Here is a 15,295-nt window from a genome sequence, read left to right as displayed (position 1 = left end):
CGCGCGTCGGCCTCGCCGGCGGCTCGAAGCGGCGGCGCCGTGCCCGGCCGTGGCGCCGCGCCTACGTGTGGCGCCGGTCCGCGGTCCCGGGCACGGTCTGGTCGGCCGCGAGGTAGCGCTCCGCCTCGACGATCGCCTCGTGGACGGTCCGCCGGCCCATCAGGACGCACAGCGTGTACGCCAGGTCCTCCAGCTGGCTCCTGGCCGCCGGATCGTGCGGATCCGCGAGTACCACCCGCTCCCAGACGCGGTAGCGCCGCAGCAGCGAGGCGAGCACGGACTTGTCCGGCAGCAGCATCCCGTCTTCTCCCGACGTCGGCCCGGCGGGTGTGCCGGGCGGCTGACCGCGCGCCGAAGGCGCGCCCGAACCGGAGTGGATCCACCTTGCGCCGGACGTACGGCCGCTGCAACCGGACGCCCGGTGGGCCGGGCGCGCAGGGGCGTCGGCCGGCCGAGGTCGCCGGGCGGCGGTCGGGCAGATTCAGTCGGGCGGTTCGGGCGGCGCCGGGTGCTCGGCGGGCCGGGTGCCGGGCGCCTCGGAGTCCGGCACCGGTTCGGGTTCGGTCGCCTTCTCCCGGTCGGGCGTCTCCGGATCGTGCGGCACCGGCCTCGGCGTACTGGGCACGGGCCCCGGCCCGTCACCCGTCCTTCTGGTGGTCATGCTGGCGGCCCTTCCTCCTGGTGGTTCCATCGTGCGCCGCGCCGCCGCCCGCCGCCGCTCGGCGCGGCCGCCGTCCGCGACCCGCCCGCCGCCCCTCCCGCGAGGCGCCCGCGCCCGCCGCCGGCACCGCCCGCGTCCCCTCGCCCCGGCCCCGTACGAGGACGCGTCCGACAACGCGGCGAGATACGGCGCCGGACGCCGCGGGCTGCGCCGCGCCGGCCCACCGGCCGGGCCCCGGCGCCCGCCCCTTCCCGTCCCGGAGATCGACGTGATCGCCGGGCAACAGCCCTTCCCGGAGAGCCCGTTGCCCCTGCCGCGTGCGCATCCCGCCGTCCGCCGTCCGGCCCGGCGTCCGGCACCGATCGCGCTTTCGGGGCGACTGTGCTCCTCTGGTAGCGAGGACGGTCCCGGTGCCGGGGACGGGCCGCGGACCGAGGAGCGCCCGAGGAGCGCCGCGCCATGCCCGCCACCACCTTCCGCATCGCGATCATCGGGGCGGGCCCGGGCGGGTTGCTCTGTGCCCGGATACTCCAGCGCCACGGCGTGCCCGTGACCGTCTACGAACGGGACCTCGGCCCGGTCGGGTCGACGCCCGCCGGCCTCCTGGAGCTCCGGGCGGCGGGCGGCCGGGCGGCGCTGCGCGCGGCCGGGTTGGAGAACGAGTTCCGCGCCGCCGCCCGGCCCGCCGGCCTGGAGGCCCGGCTGCTCGACTGCTCCGGCACGGTGCTCCACTGCGACGCCCCGGAGCCCGGCACGACCGAGGAGCGCCCCGAGATCGACCGGCGTGCCCTGCGCGGCCTCCTGGTCGACTCCCTGGCGCCCGGCACCATCCGCTGGGGCCGGTACCTGCGGACGCTGCACCCGCGCGGCGGCGGCCGCCACCAGGCGGTCTTCGACGACGGCGACACCGCCACCTTCGACCTGGTCGTCGGCGCCGACGGGAGCTGGTCCCGGGTGCGGCCGCGGCTGTCCGACGCGACCCCGCACTACTCCGGGGTGACCTTCGTGGAGACCGGACTCGACGACGTCGACGCGCGCCACCCGGACGTCGCCCGGCTGGTCGGCCACGGCACCATGCTGGCGCTGTCCGGGGGCAAGGGCCTGATCGCCCGGCGCGACGCCGGCGGCCGGGTCCGGGTCCACGCGGCCTTCCGCGGCGCCGAGGACTGGGCGCGGACGGCCGGGGTGAGCGCGACGGACACCGAGGCGGTCCGGGCCGTCCTGCTCGCCGCCTTCGACGGGTGGCACGACCGGCTGCTGGCCCTGCTCCGGGACAGCGACGGAAGGTTCGTCAACCGCCCGCTGTACGCGCTGCCGGTGCCGCACACCTGGCCGCACACCCCGGGGCTGACGCTGCTGGGCGACGCCGCACACCTGATGACGCCGCTCTCGGGACGGGGTGCCGATCTGGCCCTCCAGGACGGCTGCGAGCTGGCCCGGCAACTGGCCGAGGCGCACACCTGGCAGATCGACCCCGACCACGCGGTCCGCGCGTACGAGACGGCGCTCTTCCCCCGCTCGACCGCGGCCGCCGAGACCGCCGCCCGCGACCTGGACGCGGCCCTCGCCCCGGACGCCCCGCGCCCCACCCACCGCCTGTTCCGCCGCCGTCATCTGCACCCGCACCGGCCCTGACCCGCCCACCGGCGCCGGGTTGCGGCCCCGGACCGCCCGTCGGACGATCGGCAGCACGAAGAGGGGCCGCGGCTGCGCACCGCCGACCGGTCCGCGTCGCCGAGGGACGGAGCAGCGCGTGAAGATCACCGAGCCCACGTCCGGCGCCCCCTGCTGGGTGGAGCTGGGCACCTCGGACGTGGCCGCGGCCGCCGTGTACTACCGCCAGGTCTTCGGCTGGCACGCCGAGGTCGAACCGCGGGTCGAGGCCGGCGGCTACACGCTCTTCTCCGCGGGCGGCGCCAAGGTCGCCGCGGCGACCGCCCTCTATGCCCCGGGCCAGCAGACCGCCTGGACCGTCACCTTCGCCACCCGCGACGCGACGGCGCTGGCCGCGTCGGTCACCGAGGCCGGCGGCAAGGTCCTGGTGGCCCCGCGGGACGTCCACGACCTGGGGCGGTTCGCGGTGCTGGCCGATCCGGCGGGCGCGGTCCTCGCCCTCTGGCAGGCCGGCTCGTTCGCCGGTGCCGAGCTGCTGAACGCGCCCGGCTCGCTCGGCTGGGTGGAGCTGGCCACCGACGACGCCGAGGCCGCGGTGTCCTTCTACACCCGGATCTTCGGATGGACGGTCAGGTCCCACGGCACGTATGCGCAGTGGGGGATCGGCGGCGCCGACTTCGGCGGGATGAGCACCGCGCAGGCGCGCGACCGGGAGGACGTCCGGCCGCACTGGCTGCCGTACTTCGCGGTGGAGTCCGTGGACGGGACGGCGGCGCGGGCCGCCGAGTCCGGGGGCATGCTGCTGATGGCGCCGACGGACGTCCCGGACGGGCCGCGGATCGCGATGGTGCGGGACCCGCAGGGCGCCGTCTTCGGCATCCACCAGGCGGGCATCGAGGGCTGAGCGCGCGCGGCGGCGCGCCGCGGGAGGGGTGTTTTCCCTCGCCCGGCGGCCCGTTCGGCGTCACACGATCGGCGTCCCGGTCGTCGTTTCACCACATTTCTTGGGGCTTTTGTGCGTAATGTCCGCAACGCGCCAATGGGTGGCATGGCGCGTCAAGGCATTGCGCGTCAAGAACAGGAGACCCTTATGTCCACGACCGACGTCCTCGTGGCCCGAGGCAGGAAGCTTGCGGCCGGTGCGGGTGCGCTGACCACGGCCGTCGCCCTGGGGGCGGCGCTGCTCGTAGCGGCTCCGGCCCAGGCCGACACCCGGTCCCGCCTCCAGCCGCGGACCGGCCCGTCCTCGGTGTACGGCACCGTCAGTGCCGCCCGCGGGATGAACGTGCGCGAGTACCCCAGCACGGACTCCGCGTCGCAGGGCTACCTCCGCGGCGGCGCCCGGGTCTACCTGGTCTGCAAGGTCCGCGCCCAGAACATCCGCGGCAACGACGTCTGGTACCTGATCCGGGGGAACCGGCGCACCTGGATCTCGGCCAAGCACGTGGTCAACACGGGCTTCGTCAGGTACTGCAAGGACGGGGAGCGCGACGGCGTCCGGACGGGCGGGGAGCGCAGCAACGTCCGGAAGAGCGGGGGACGCAGCAGCGTCCGGAAGGGCGGGCAGCGCAGCAACGTTCGGACGGGCGGGCAGCGCAACCGCGTCCGGACGGGCGGCACCGCCAAGCGCCGCTGAGCCGCCCGCCGGAGGGTCCGCGACGGGCCCGGCACGGAACCCGTGAGGTGCCGCGCCGGGTCCTTCGCGTGCCGGCCGCCGGCCGGTCGCCGCCCTTCCGAAATACTGGAACGAGTTCTACTGTGCCCCCGACCCCGGAATCCGACGGGCCGTCAGCACCCGGCGACCGGAGGACCGGACCGGATGACTGGTGGAGGGGCCGTGCACCTGGAATACACCCCGGAACAGCAGCGGCTGCGCGCCGAACTGCGCGCGTACTTCGGCACGTTGGTGCCGGACAACGCCTACGCCAGGTTCGCCGATCCGGCCGCCCGGAAGCGCTTCTACCGGGAGACGGTGCGCCGGCTCGGCGCCGACGGCTGGCTGGGCGTCGGCTGGCCCACGGAGTACGGCGGGCGCGGGATGACCCCCATGGAACAGTTCCTCTTCTTCGACGAGGCCGCCCAGGCCGGGGTGCCGCTGCCGCTCATGGCGCTGAACACCGTCGGCCCCACCCTCATGCAGTTCGGCACCGACGAGCAGAAGGCGTACTTCCTGCCCCGGATCCTCTCCGGTGAGATCGACTTCGCGATCGGCTACAGCGAACCGGACGCCGGCACCGACCTGGCCTCCCTGAGGACCCGCGCGGTGCGCGAGGGCGACGAGGAGACCGGGCACTACGTCGTCAACGGCCAGAAGATCTGGACCACCAACGGCGACACCGCGGACTGGGTCTGGCTGGCCGTCCGCACCGCCCCCGTGGAGGAAGGGGTCCCGCCCCACAAGGGCATCACCCTGCTCCTGGTCCCCACCAGCGACCCCGGCTACTCCTGCACCCTGATCAACACCCTTGCCTCGCACGACACCACCGCCAGCTACTACGAGAACATCACCGTCCCCGCCTCCCGCCGCGTCGGCCAGGAGAACAAGGGCTGGCGGATCATCACCAACCAGCTCAACCACGAGCGGGTCACCCTCGCCGCACACGGCACCATGGCCGTCCGCGCCTTCCACGACGTCCAGCGCTGGGCCGCCGGCACCGAACTCGCCGACGGCCGCCGGGTCATCGACCTGGGCTGGGTGCGCGGCCGGCTGGCCCGCACCCACGTCCGGCTGGAGGCGATGAAGCTGCTGAACTGGCGCATGGTGGACGCCCTCCAGCGGGGCACCCTCACCCCGCAGGACGCCTCGGCGGTGAAGGTCTACGGCTCCGAGGCGCGGCGGGACGCCTACGCCTGGCTGATGGAGGTGGCCGGCGCCGCCGGGCCGCTGAAGGAGGGCTCGGCGGGCGCGGTGCTCCACGGCGAACTGGAGCGCGGCTACCGCTCCGCCGTCATCTTCACCTTCGGCGGCGGCAACAACGAGATCCAGCGCGAGATCATCTCCTGGATCGGCCTCGGCATGCCGCGGGTACGGCGTTGACCGGCCGGCGGGTGGCGCGGTGGCGGCGGGCGATCGGGGGCTCTTCGGGACCCGTTCGGTGACCTGGCGGCTGCGTGCCGACCCGATGATGCGGATCGTCGGCCCGCCGGTGTCACCCGCAGGGTGCGCACCGCCGCCCGGCTGCTGCGGGCGGAACCTCCCGCGCCGCGTCGGCAGTTGCCGCCGCGGCGCGTCCTGCGGGCGGTGGCGCGGCTCGGCCCCGGTGCCCGGCCAGGGCCCTACAAGCTCCGCGACTCCGCCGCCATACTGGACGGGCAGGAGACACCGGGGGATCCGCGCGGCTGAACGCGGGAGCGGGGGCGGCGAGAGGGATGGCGGAACACAGGCTGATTCAGGGACGTTACCGACTGCTCGACACCATCGGACGCGGCGGCATGGGGGAGGTGTGGCGGGCCCGGGACGAGGCGCTGGGCCGCCAGGTCGCCGTCAAGTGCCTCAAGCCCATGGGGCAACGGCAGGAACCGGGCTTCCTCCGGGTGCTCAGGGAGCGCTTCCGCCGTGAGGCGCGGGTGGCCGCGGCGCTCCAGCACCGCGGGATCACCGTCGTCCACGACTTCGGTGAGGACGACGGCATCCTCTTCATCGTCATGGAGCTGCTCAACGGCCGTAACCTCAGCCAGCTGCTGGACGACAACCGGCGCCAGCCGCTGCCCGTCGTGGACGTGATCGAGGTCGCCGAGCAGATCGCCGCGGCGCTCGCCTACACCCATGAACAGGCCGTGGTGCACCGCGATCTGAAACCGGCCAATATCGTCCGGCTCACCGACGGCACGGTCAAGATCTGCGACTTCGGCATCGCCCGCCTCGGCCACGACATCGGCTTCACCGCCCGGCTGACCGGCACCGGCGTCGCCATGGGCAGCCCGCACTACATGTCGCCCGAGCAGATCGGCGGCGGCACCGTCGACCACCGCAGCGACCTGTACTCCCTGGGCTGCGTGCTCTACGAGATCGCCACCGGCGCCCCGCCGTTCGCCCAGGGCGACGCCTGGGCGGTGCTGGTCGGCCACCGCGACACCGCGCCGGACCCGCCGCGCGCGGCCCGGCCCGACCTCCCCGAGGCGTACGAGCGGATCATCCTCGACCTGCTCGCCAAGGAGCCGGACGACCGGCCCCCGGACGCCGACGAACTGGCCAAGCGCCTCGCCGACGCCGGCCACCGGCGCCCCCACCGCGGCCCCGGCCGGGGCCCGGACGTGCTGACGATCCCCGCCCAGCGGCTGCCCTCCTGGACCCGCGGGATCACCGCGGGCGTCCCGGCCGTCGGCACCCGGCCGCCGCGCCGCACCGCGGCGGACGCCGCCGCGGTGCTCACCGACGCCTGGACCGACGCCCGCGACCCGCTGCGCGGCGAGGCCTCGCCGGCCCTCGGCCCGGACCGCCCGACGCCGTCCGGCGACCATCCCGCCCTCCTCGCCGCGCTCACCGGCCGGTTGGAGCACGCCCATGCGCTGGCCCGGGCCGGCCGGCACTTCGAGGCCCAGGAGCACCTCGGCGCGGTGCTGGCCGGCCGGGAGCGGCTGCTCGGCCCCGACCACCCCGACACGCTCGGCTGCCGCCATCACGTCGCGGTCGGCCTGTGCCGGCTGGGCCGCCTGGAGGAGGGCCGGACCACCGCCCGCGAGGTCGTCGAGGCGCGCACCCGGGTGCTCGGTGCCCAGCACCCCGACACCCTCGCCACCTGCTGGCAACTCGCCTGCGTGGCAGGGCGGTTGGGACGTTGGCCGGAGGCGTTGGCGGCGTATCAGGGGGTGGCCGCGGGGCGCGCCGTCGCGCTCGGCCCGAACCACCCCGACACCCTCGCCGCCCGCTACGAGACCGGCGTCGCCCTGGGCCGGCTGGGCCGCAGCGCGGAGGCACTGGCCCACTACCGCGATCTGGTCGCCGCCCGCACCCGCGCGCAGGGCCCGGACGATCCGGAGACCCTGCGCGCCCGGCACGGCCTGGGCGTCAACTACGGCCGGCTGGCGCGCTGGTCGGAGGCGCTCGCCGAGGCCCGCGTGGTGGCCGCGACCCGTGCCCGGGTGCTGGGCGAGGACCACCCCGACACCCTCGCCAGCCGGCGCGAGATCGCCGTGGCACTGGGCCGGCTCGGCCGCTGGACGGAGGCGCTGGACGTCTACCGCCAGGTCGCCGACGCCCGCGAACGGACCCTGGGCGCGGCCCATCTCGACGCGCTGGCCAGCCGCGGCGAACAGGCCCAGTGCCTGGAGCAGATGGGCCGCGTGGACGAGGCGGTCGCCCTCTACGGCCGGGTCACGGCACTGCGCCGGGAGCGCGTGGGACACCGGCGGTAGCGGGCGGCCGGGCGGCCCGGGTGTGCCGGGCCGCCCGGTTGCGGCGTTCCAGGTGCCGCACGGCAGGCGTCAGTGTGAAGACACGCCCTAGCGTTCGGCCTTGACCCGGTAGAGCACCGTGGCGTGCGGCGGTACGTCCCGGGCGACGATGGTGCGGGTGGTGCGCGTGCTGCGGCCGGTCACCAGGTCGTGCAGCCGGTAGGACTTCGCCTTGGGCAGGTCGGCCGCGCCCGCCGTGACGGACAGCGTGCGGGCGGTGTTGCCCCCGTTGAACAGGGCGAGGGCCCGGTCGCCGTTGTGCAGCGGTTTGGCGAGCACCGCCGCGTCCCCGTCCTGCTGCACGATGCGGCCCTGGACGCCCAGCGGGTCCTGGTCGACCGCGATCACCTCGCGGTTGCCGAGGATCTTCAGCGCCTCCGGGGAGAGCTTGCCGAGGTCGGTGCTGGAGATCAGCGGCGCGGCCATCATCGCCCACAGCGACATCTGGCTCTGCATCTCGTCCCGGGGCAGGCCGGAGTCGCCGACCAGGAGGAAGTCGGGGTCGTTCCAGCGTCCGGGGCGCTGGAGGTCGGCGAGGTTGGCGTTGTAGCGGAAGTTGCCCGAGATCGACTTCCACTTCTCGGGGGCGCTGCTCTGCTGGAGTGCGATGTCGGCGCCGCCCCGCCACAGGTTCCCCAGCTGCCCGGACCAGGTGATGACCCGGTGCCAGACCTCGTCACCGGAGAACTGGAAGTAGGCGGGCGCGGAGATGGAGAAGACGATCCGCCGCCCGGTGGCCCGCAGCGCCTGGCTCTGCTGTGTGTACAGGTCGTGGAACACCTGCTCCTTGCTCTGCCCCTGGGGGACCGGCACGTTGCAGCCGTCGGCCTTGAGGTAGTCCACCTTCCAGGCCGCGTAGAGCTTGGCGTCCTGTGCGAAGTGCCCGTAGCTGCCGGGGTTCTTCCCGCAGGTCAGCTTGCCGACGTCCTCGTAGATGCCGAACTTCAGCCCCATCTGGTGGAGTTGCTCCCCGATGTAGGCCATGCCGTGCGGGAACTTGGTGCGGTCGATGACCAGTTCACCGTCGGCGCTGCGCTCCTTGGTCATCCAGCAGTCGTCGACGGTGACGGTGCGGTAGCCCTTGTGGGCCAGCCCGCTGCGGACCAGTGCCCGGGCGTTGTCCAGGACCACCTTTTCGTTGAGTCCGTCGCACTGGTAGTAGGACCAGTTGTTCCAGCCCATCGGGGGCGTCGGGGCGAGGTTGGGGTACGTGGACGGGGGCTGGGCGCCGCGGGCGGGGTCGGCGGTGGCGGTGGTCGAGAGCAGTCCCGCCGAGCAGGTGGCGACGGCGGTGAGTGTGGTGAGGGTGCGGCCGATGCGGGATACCGACGGATGGGACACAAGTCACCTCACGTGGTGAGTGGGGCGGCCGAGACGTGCGGCCGATGGGGCGGTTCCAGGGCGGCGCAGGGCGGGACGCTAGGAGCCCCCGGAGAGTCGGTCAAGATGGCGCACCGACCGGAACCGACGATTCATCCCGCTGCCCCCGGGCCGCTCCCTGGCGGCAGCCGACCCGGCGTGCTACCAAGGGGCATGCCCGAACGGACTTCCTACGACGTCGTGATCGTCGGCGGCGGACACAACGGACTGGTGGCCGCCGCCTACCTCGCCCGCGCCGGGCGGAGCGTGCTGGTCCTGGAGCGTCTGGACCACACCGGCGGCGCTGCCGTCTCCACCCGGGCGTTCCGCGGGATAGACGCCCGGCTCTCCCGCTACTCCTACCTCGTCAGCCTGCTGCCGTCGAAGATCGTGCGGGACCTCGGGCTGCGCTTCGCGGTCCGCAAGCGCACGGTCTCCTCCTACACCCCGGCCCTGCGCGGGGGGCGCCCCACCGGCCTGCTGGTCGGCGGCGGGGAGGCCCGCATCCGCGCCTCGTTCGCCGAACTGACCGGTTCCGACCGCGAGTTCGCCGCCTGGCAGGACTTCTACGGCACCACCGGCCGGCTCGCCGAACGGGTCTTCCCCACCCTCACCGAACCGCTGCCCACCCGCTCCGCGCTGCGCGCCCGGATCGACGACGACGCCACCTGGCACGCCCTCTTCGAGCGGCCCCTGGGCGAGCTGGTCGAGGCCACCTTCCACGACGACCTGGTGCGCGGTGTGGTCCTCACCGACGGGCTGATCGGCACCTTCGCGGGAGCCCACGACCCCACGCTCCGTCAGAACCGCTGCTTCCTCTACCACGTGATCGGCGGCGGCACCGGCGACTGGGACGTCCCGCTGGGCGGCATGGGCGCGCTCACCGACGCGCTCGCCGACGCCGCCCGCCGGGCCGGCGCGGAGATCGTCACGGGCTGCCCGGTCACCGCGCTGGCCACCGACGGCCGCACCGCGGAGGTCACCACCGCCGAGGGCGGCCCGATCGGCGCCCGCCGCGTCCTGGTCAACGCCGCGCCGCGCGAACTGGCCGCGCTGCTCGGCGAGGCCGCGCCGCCGGCCGCCGATGGTGCCCAGCTCAAGGTCAACATGCTGCTCACCCGCCTGCCGCGGCTCCGCGACACCCGCGCCGACCCCCGCGAGGCGTTCTCCGGCACCTTCCATGTCGCCGAGGGCTACGCCCAGTTGGAGACCGCCCATCAGGAGGCCGCGGCCGGCCGCCTGCCCAGCGCCCCGCCCTCGGAGATCTACTGCCACTCCCTGACCGACCCCTCCATCCTCGGCGCCGACCTGGTCCGCGAGGGCTACCACACCCTCACCCTCTTCGGACTGCACGTCCCCGCCCGGCTGTTCGCCACCGACCACGACGCCACCCGCGACCGGCTGCTGGCCGCCACCCTCGCCCAGATGGACGCCCACCTGGCCGAACCGCTCGCCGACTGCCTGGCCCACGACGCCGACGGCCGCCCCTGCATCGAGGCCCGCACCCCCCTCGACCTCGACCGCGAACTCGGCCTGCCCGGCGGCAACATCTTCCACCGCGAACTGGCCTTCCCCTATGCCGACGACGAGGAGCCCCTGACCACCGCCGCGGCCCGCTGGGGCGTGGCCACCGACCATCCCGCCATCCTGCTGTGCGGCGCGGGCGCGCCCCGCGGCGGCGGCGTGAGCGGCATTCCGGGGCACAACGCGGCGATGGCGGTGCTGGAGGAGGGGTGAGGCGCTGCTGACCGGGAGCCGGGGTTCCCGCGCCGGGGCTTCCTGCCCGGGGACTCCGCCCCGGGGCTTCCCGCCCGGGGACTCCGCCCCAGGGTTCCGGGCTCCGCTCCCAGTTTCTGACGCAGCATCAGAAAATCTCTTCCCTCGTGCGGCGGGCTGCGGCATCCTGCGCCCATGCAGACGGAGTTGAGCACCGCGCTGGGCGTCGAGCACGCCGTCTTCGGGTTCACGCCGTTCCCCGCGGTGGCCGCGGCGATCACCCGGGCCGGCGGGTTCGGGGTGCTCGGCGCGGTGCGGTACACCGCGCCCGGCGAACTGGCCCGCGATCTCGACTGGATGCAGGAGCACACCGACGGACTGCCCTACGGCCTCGACGTGGTGATGCCCGCCACGAAGGTGGAGGGCGTCACCGAGGCGGACGTCGAGGCGATGATCCCGCCCGAGCACCGCCGCTACGCCGAGGAGGTGCTGGCCCGGTACGACGTGCCGCCGCTGCCGCCGGGGGAGCCCTCCGGGTGGCGGATCACCGGATGGATGGAGCAGGTGGCCCGCACCCAGCTCGACGTGGCCTTCGACTACCCGATCGCGCTGCTCGCCAACGCGCTGGGATCACCGCCCGCGGACGTCGTCGAGCGCGCCCACGCGCACGGCGTACGGGTCGCCGCGCTGGCCGGCAGTCCGCGCCACGCCCGGCACCACAAGGCCGCCGGGATCGACGTCGTGGTGGCGCAGGGGTACGAGGCCGGCGGGCACACCGGGGAGATCGCCACCATGGTGCTCACGCCCGAAGTCGTCGCCGCCGTCGACCCGTTGCCGGTGCTCGCCGCCGGCGGGATCGGCACCGGCGAGCAGATCGCGGCCGGGCTCGCGCTGGGCGCCCAGGGCGTCTGGCTCGGCTCGATCTGGCTCACCACCGAGGAGGCCGATCTGCACTCCCGGCGGCTGACCGCGAAACTGCTCGCCGCCGGCCCCGGCGACACCGTCCGCTCCCGCGCCCTGACCGGCAAGCCCGCCCGCCAGCTGCGCACCGCCTGGACGGACGCCTGGGACGACCCCGGCGGCCCCGGCACCCTCCCCATGCCGCTCCAGGGCCTGCTGGTCGCCGAGGCCAACTCCCGTATCCAGCGGCACGAGGTCGAACCGCTGCTCGGCACCCCGGTCGGCCAGATCGTCGGCGCGATGACCAGCGAACGCAGCGTCCAGGCCGTCTTCGACGACCTCACCCGCGGCTTCGAGCGGGCCCTCGACCGCATCAACCGCATCGCGGGCCGCGCCTGACCCGCCGGTCCGCCACCGCCACAGGAGGCCCGACCATGTCCGACACCCCCAACGGCTTCTGGGCGCAGGCCGCCGCCGAGCCCGGCCGGACGGTCCTGATCGCCCCGGACGGCGCGGAGTGGACCGCCGGCCGGCTGCATGCCGCAGCCAACCGGCTGGTCCACGGGCTGCGCGCGGCCGGTCTGGAGCGTGGCGACGCCTTCGCCGCGGTTCTCCCCAACGGCGTGGAGCTCTTCACCGCCTACCTCGCCGCGTCCCAGGCCGGTTACTACCTCGTCCCGGTCAACCACCACCTCGTCGGCCCGGAGATCGCCTGGATCGTCGCCGACTCCGGGGCCAAGGTGCTGATCGCCCACGAGCGGTTCGGCGACGCGGCGCGGCAGGCGGCCGACGAGGCGGGGCTGACCGCGGAACGGCGCTACGCGGTCGGCGCGGTGGCCGGATTCCGCCCGTACGGCCAACTCCTCGACGGGCAGCCCGAGTCCGCGCCGGAGGACCGGACCCTGGGGTGGGTGATGAACTACACCTCCGGCACCACCGGCCGCCCGCGCGGCATCCGCCGCCCGCTGCCCGGCAGGCCGCCCGAGGAGACCCACCTCGGGGGCTTCCTGGCCATCTTCGGCATCCGGCCGTTCGACGACAACGTCCACCTGGTGTGCTCGCCGCTCTACCACACCGCGGTCCTGCAGTTCGCCGCCGCCTCGCTGCACCTGGGCCACCGCGTCGTCCTGATGGACAAGTGGACGCCCCAGGAGATGCTGCGGCTGATCGAGCGCCACCGGTGCACCCACACGCACATGGTGCCCACCCAGTTCCACCGCCTGCTCGCGCTCCCGGAGGAGACCAGGAGCGGTTACGACGTCTCGTCCCTGCGGCACGCCATCCATGGCGCCGCGCCCTGCCCGGACCACGTCAAACGCGCCATGATCGACTGGTGGGGAGGCTGCGTCGAGGAGTACTACGCGGCCAGCGAGGGCGGCGGCGCCTTCGCCACCGCAGAGGACTGGCTCAAGAAGCCCGGCACGGTCGGGCGCGCCTGGCCGATCAGCGAGCTCGCGATCTTCGACGACGACGGCAACCGGCTGCCGGCCGGCCGACTCGGCACCGTCTACCTGAAGATGACCACCGGCGGCTTCGCCTACCACAAGGACGAGCACAAGACCCGCCTAAACCGCATCGGCGACTTCTTCACCGTCGGCGACCTCGGCTACCTCGACGAGGACGGCTACCTCTTCCTCCGCGACCGCAAGATCGACCTGATCATCTCCGGCGGGGTCAACATCTACCCCGCCGAGATCGAGTCGGCGCTCCTGGCCCACCCGGCCGTCGCCGACGCGGCCGCCTTCGGCATCCCGCACGACGACTGGGGCGAGGAGGTCAAGGCGGTCGTCGAGCCCGCCGAGGGGCACCGGCCCGGCCCCGAACTGGCCGCCGAACTCCTCGACCACTGCACCCGCCACCTGGCCGGCTACAAACGCCCCCGCTCCGTCGACTTCACCACCGCGATGCCCCGCGACCCCAACGGCAAGCTCTACAAGCGGCGGCTCCGCGCCCCGTACTGGGAGGGGCGGGACCGGGGCGTGTGAGCGGCGGCCCGAGCCCGCTGGAGGCTTCTGACGGGCCGGCGTACGACCCGACCGCGTCCGCTGTCTTGACCCGCCCCCGGGCGCGCCCCAGGATCACCGCATGACGGATGCGGTGGGCGCGGGCGCGCGGAGCAACACGGTCGACGGGGTCCTGCGGCGCAGCGCGCGCCGGGTGCCGGAGCGGACGGCGGTCCGGTACGCCGGGCGGAGCTGGAGCTACCGGGAACTGGACGACGCGGTGACCGCCGCCGCGCGGCTGCTGCGCGCCGAGGGGCTGCGGCCGGGCGACCGGGTCGCGTCCTACGGGCACAACTCCGACGCCTACCTGATCGGCTTCCTGGCCTGCGCCCGGGCCGGGCTGGTGCACGTCCCGGTCAACCACGCCCTCACCGGCGAGGAGTTGGGCTATCTCCTCGCGCAGTCCGGCAGTTCCCTGGTGCTCACCGACGTCGCGCTGGCGTCCCGGCTGCCGGGGTCGGTGCGCGCCCTCCCGTTGCACGGTGCGCCGGACGGCCTGTTGGAACGGCTGGCGGAGTACGGCGATCCGGCCACTGCCGAGGAGCTGCCGGAGGCGACCGGCGACACCCTCGTCCAGCTCCTGTACACCTCGGGGACCACCGCCCTCCCCAAGGGCGCGATGATGACCCACCGGGCTCTGGTGCACGAGTACACCAGCGCGATCGTCGCCCTCGACCTCAAGGAGAGCGACCGCCCCGTCCACTCGCTGCCGCTCTACCACTCCGCGCAGCTGCACGTCTTCCTGCTGCCCGGTCTGGCGGTGGGCGCGGAGAACACCATCCTGGACGGGCCCGACCCGGAGCGGATCTTCGCGCTGGTGGAGGCGGGCCGGGCGGACAGCCTGTTCGCGCCGCCCACGGTCTGGATCGCGCTCGCCAACCACCCCGGCTTCGCCACCCGGGACCTCGACGGGCTGCGCAAGGCGTACTACGGCGCCTCGATCATGCCGGTGCCCGTCCTCGCGCGGCTGCGGGCTCGGCTGCCGCACCTGGGGTTCTACAACTGCTTCGGCCAGAGCGAGATCGGTCCGCTGGCCACCGTCCTCGGGCCGGAGGAGCACGAGGGGCGGTTGGACTCCTGCGGGCGGCCGGTGCTGTTCGTCGAGGCGCGGGTGGTGGACGAGGAGGGCCGGGAGGTGCCGGACGGCACCCGCGGCGAGGTCGTCTACCGCTCGCCGCAGCTGTGCGCCGGTTACTGGGACAAGCCGGAGGAGACCGCGGCGGCGTTCCGGGGCGGCTGGTTCCACTCCGGGGACCTGGCCGTCCGGGACGCGGACGGTTACTTCACGGTCGTCGACCGGGTCAAGGACGTCATCAACTCCGGCGGTGTGCTGGTCGCCTCGCGCCAGGTGGAGGACGCGCTGTACGACCACCCGCAGGTCGCCGAGGTGGCCGTCATCGGGCTGCCGGACGAGCGGTGGATCGAGGCGGTGACCGCGGTCGTGGTCCGGCGCACCGACGGTGCGGGCAGTGCGGACGGTGCGGAGGGGAACGGCGTCGTGGGGGAGGCGGAGCTGATCGCCGCGGCGCGGGCCCGGTTGGCGCCGTTCAAGGTGCCCAAGCGGGTGGTGTTCGTGGACGCGCTGCCGCGCAACGCCAGCGGCAAGGTCCTCAAGCGGGCGCTGCGCGAGCAGTTCGGCACCCGCTGA

12 protein-coding genes are annotated in these 15,295 nt (G+C 74.5%); 9 read left to right on the top strand and 3 right to left on the bottom strand.

Translation table 11 applies throughout. The annotated features are described in order from the left end of the window. Positions 1–61 precede the first annotated feature (61 nt). Both ACIQE0_RS23585 and ACIQE0_RS23580 read right to left on the bottom strand, forming a co-directional pair. Positions 62–298 (bottom strand): DUF5133 domain-containing protein, encoded by a 237-nt coding sequence (locus ACIQE0_RS23585; RefSeq protein WP_366334434.1) that lies wholly within the window; start codon positions 296–298, stop codon positions 62–64. Between the two features lie 183 nt (positions 299–481). Then, positions 482–661, bottom strand: coding sequence for a hypothetical protein (locus ACIQE0_RS23580; RefSeq protein ID WP_366334436.1), 180 nt, complete (start codon positions 659–661; stop codon positions 482–484). Positions 662–1,120: 459 nt separating this feature from the next. Between ACIQE0_RS23580 and ACIQE0_RS23575 the strand changes: the two genes are divergently transcribed. The 5 genes from ACIQE0_RS23575 to ACIQE0_RS23555 all read left to right on the top strand — a co-directional run bounded on the left by ACIQE0_RS23575 (position 1,121) and on the right by ACIQE0_RS23555 (position 7,630). After that, complete coding sequence (locus ACIQE0_RS23575) at positions 1,121–2,296, top strand: NAD(P)/FAD-dependent oxidoreductase (RefSeq protein WP_366334438.1); 1,176 nt, start codon at positions 1,121–1,123, stop codon at positions 2,294–2,296. Positions 2,297–2,414: 118 nt separating this feature from the next. Continuing rightward, entirely contained in the window at positions 2,415–3,179 is a 765-nt protein-coding gene (locus tag ACIQE0_RS23570; protein WP_366334439.1) for a VOC family protein, read from the top strand. 186 nt (positions 3,180–3,365) lie between these two features. Then, positions 3,366–3,911, top strand: a complete 546-nt coding sequence (locus ACIQE0_RS23565) for an SH3 domain-containing protein (protein WP_366334441.1) — start codon at positions 3,366–3,368, stop codon at positions 3,909–3,911. Between the two features lie 201 nt (positions 3,912–4,112). Then, on the top strand, positions 4,113–5,312 hold the full coding sequence (locus tag ACIQE0_RS23560) for an acyl-CoA dehydrogenase family protein (protein ID WP_366334443.1): 1,200 nt from the start codon (positions 4,113–4,115) through the stop codon (positions 5,310–5,312). Between the two features lie 332 nt (positions 5,313–5,644). Then, entirely contained in the window at positions 5,645–7,630 is a 1,986-nt protein-coding gene (locus tag ACIQE0_RS23555) for a tetratricopeptide repeat protein (RefSeq protein WP_402335463.1), read from the top strand. 87 nt (positions 7,631–7,717) lie between these two features. On the opposite strand, the gene ACIQE0_RS23550 is transcribed toward ACIQE0_RS23555, so the two are convergent. Then, on the bottom strand, positions 7,718–9,010 hold the full coding sequence (locus tag ACIQE0_RS23550) for a glycoside hydrolase family 27 protein (RefSeq protein WP_402335460.1): 1,293 nt from the start codon (positions 9,008–9,010) through the stop codon (positions 7,718–7,720). A 192-nt stretch (positions 9,011–9,202) separates the two neighbouring features. Between ACIQE0_RS23550 and ACIQE0_RS23545 the strand changes: the two genes are divergently transcribed. From ACIQE0_RS23545 to ACIQE0_RS23530, 4 genes are all read left to right on the top strand, one after another. Further along, entirely contained in the window at positions 9,203–10,765 is a 1,563-nt protein-coding gene (locus ACIQE0_RS23545; protein ID WP_402335457.1) for a phytoene desaturase family protein, read from the top strand. 174 nt (positions 10,766–10,939) lie between these two features. Beyond that, positions 10,940–12,043 (top strand): NAD(P)H-dependent flavin oxidoreductase, encoded by a 1,104-nt coding sequence (locus tag ACIQE0_RS23540; RefSeq protein ID WP_402335455.1) that lies wholly within the window; start codon positions 10,940–10,942, stop codon positions 12,041–12,043. Between the two features lie 35 nt (positions 12,044–12,078). Then, complete coding sequence (locus ACIQE0_RS23535) at positions 12,079–13,629, top strand: acyl-CoA synthetase (RefSeq protein ID WP_402335452.1); 1,551 nt, start codon at positions 12,079–12,081, stop codon at positions 13,627–13,629. Between the two features lie 100 nt (positions 13,630–13,729). Next, a complete protein-coding gene (locus ACIQE0_RS23530) occupies positions 13,730–15,295 on the top strand; it encodes a fatty acyl-CoA synthetase (RefSeq protein WP_402335449.1) in 1,566 nt (521 codons plus the stop codon).

It is taken from the genome of Streptomyces sp. NPDC093097 (assembly GCF_044754325.1).
Taxonomy (GTDB): domain Bacteria; phylum Actinomycetota; class Actinomycetes; order Streptomycetales; family Streptomycetaceae; genus Streptomyces.
Note: the sequence above shows the minus strand (reverse complement) of the source record. Positions and strands in the feature narration are given on the sequence as shown.

What these genes read in the sequence shown, in the direction of transcription:
- ACIQE0_RS23530 (WP_402335449.1), top strand. Translation starts at nt 13,730, where the DNA reads ATGACGGATGCGGTGGGCGCGGGCGCGCGGAGCAACACGGTCGACGGG.
- ACIQE0_RS23535 (WP_402335452.1), top strand. Translation starts at nt 12,079, where the DNA reads ATGTCCGACACCCCCAACGGCTTCTGGGCGCAGGCCGCCGCCGAGCCC.
- ACIQE0_RS23580 (WP_366334436.1), bottom strand. Translation starts at nt 661, where the DNA reads ATGACCACCAGAAGGACGGGTGACGGGCCGGGGCCCGTGCCCAGTACG.
- ACIQE0_RS23545 (WP_402335457.1), top strand. Translation starts at nt 9,203, where the DNA reads ATGCCCGAACGGACTTCCTACGACGTCGTGATCGTCGGCGGCGGACAC.
- ACIQE0_RS23565 (WP_366334441.1), top strand. Translation starts at nt 3,366, where the DNA reads ATGTCCACGACCGACGTCCTCGTGGCCCGAGGCAGGAAGCTTGCGGCC.
- ACIQE0_RS23585 (WP_366334434.1), bottom strand. Translation starts at nt 298, where the DNA reads ATGCTGCTGCCGGACAAGTCCGTGCTCGCCTCGCTGCTGCGGCGCTAC.
- ACIQE0_RS23575 (WP_366334438.1), top strand. Translation starts at nt 1,121, where the DNA reads ATGCCCGCCACCACCTTCCGCATCGCGATCATCGGGGCGGGCCCGGGC.
- ACIQE0_RS23555 (WP_402335463.1), top strand. Translation starts at nt 5,645, where the DNA reads ATGGCGGAACACAGGCTGATTCAGGGACGTTACCGACTGCTCGACACC.
- ACIQE0_RS23540 (WP_402335455.1), top strand. Translation starts at nt 10,940, where the DNA reads ATGCAGACGGAGTTGAGCACCGCGCTGGGCGTCGAGCACGCCGTCTTC.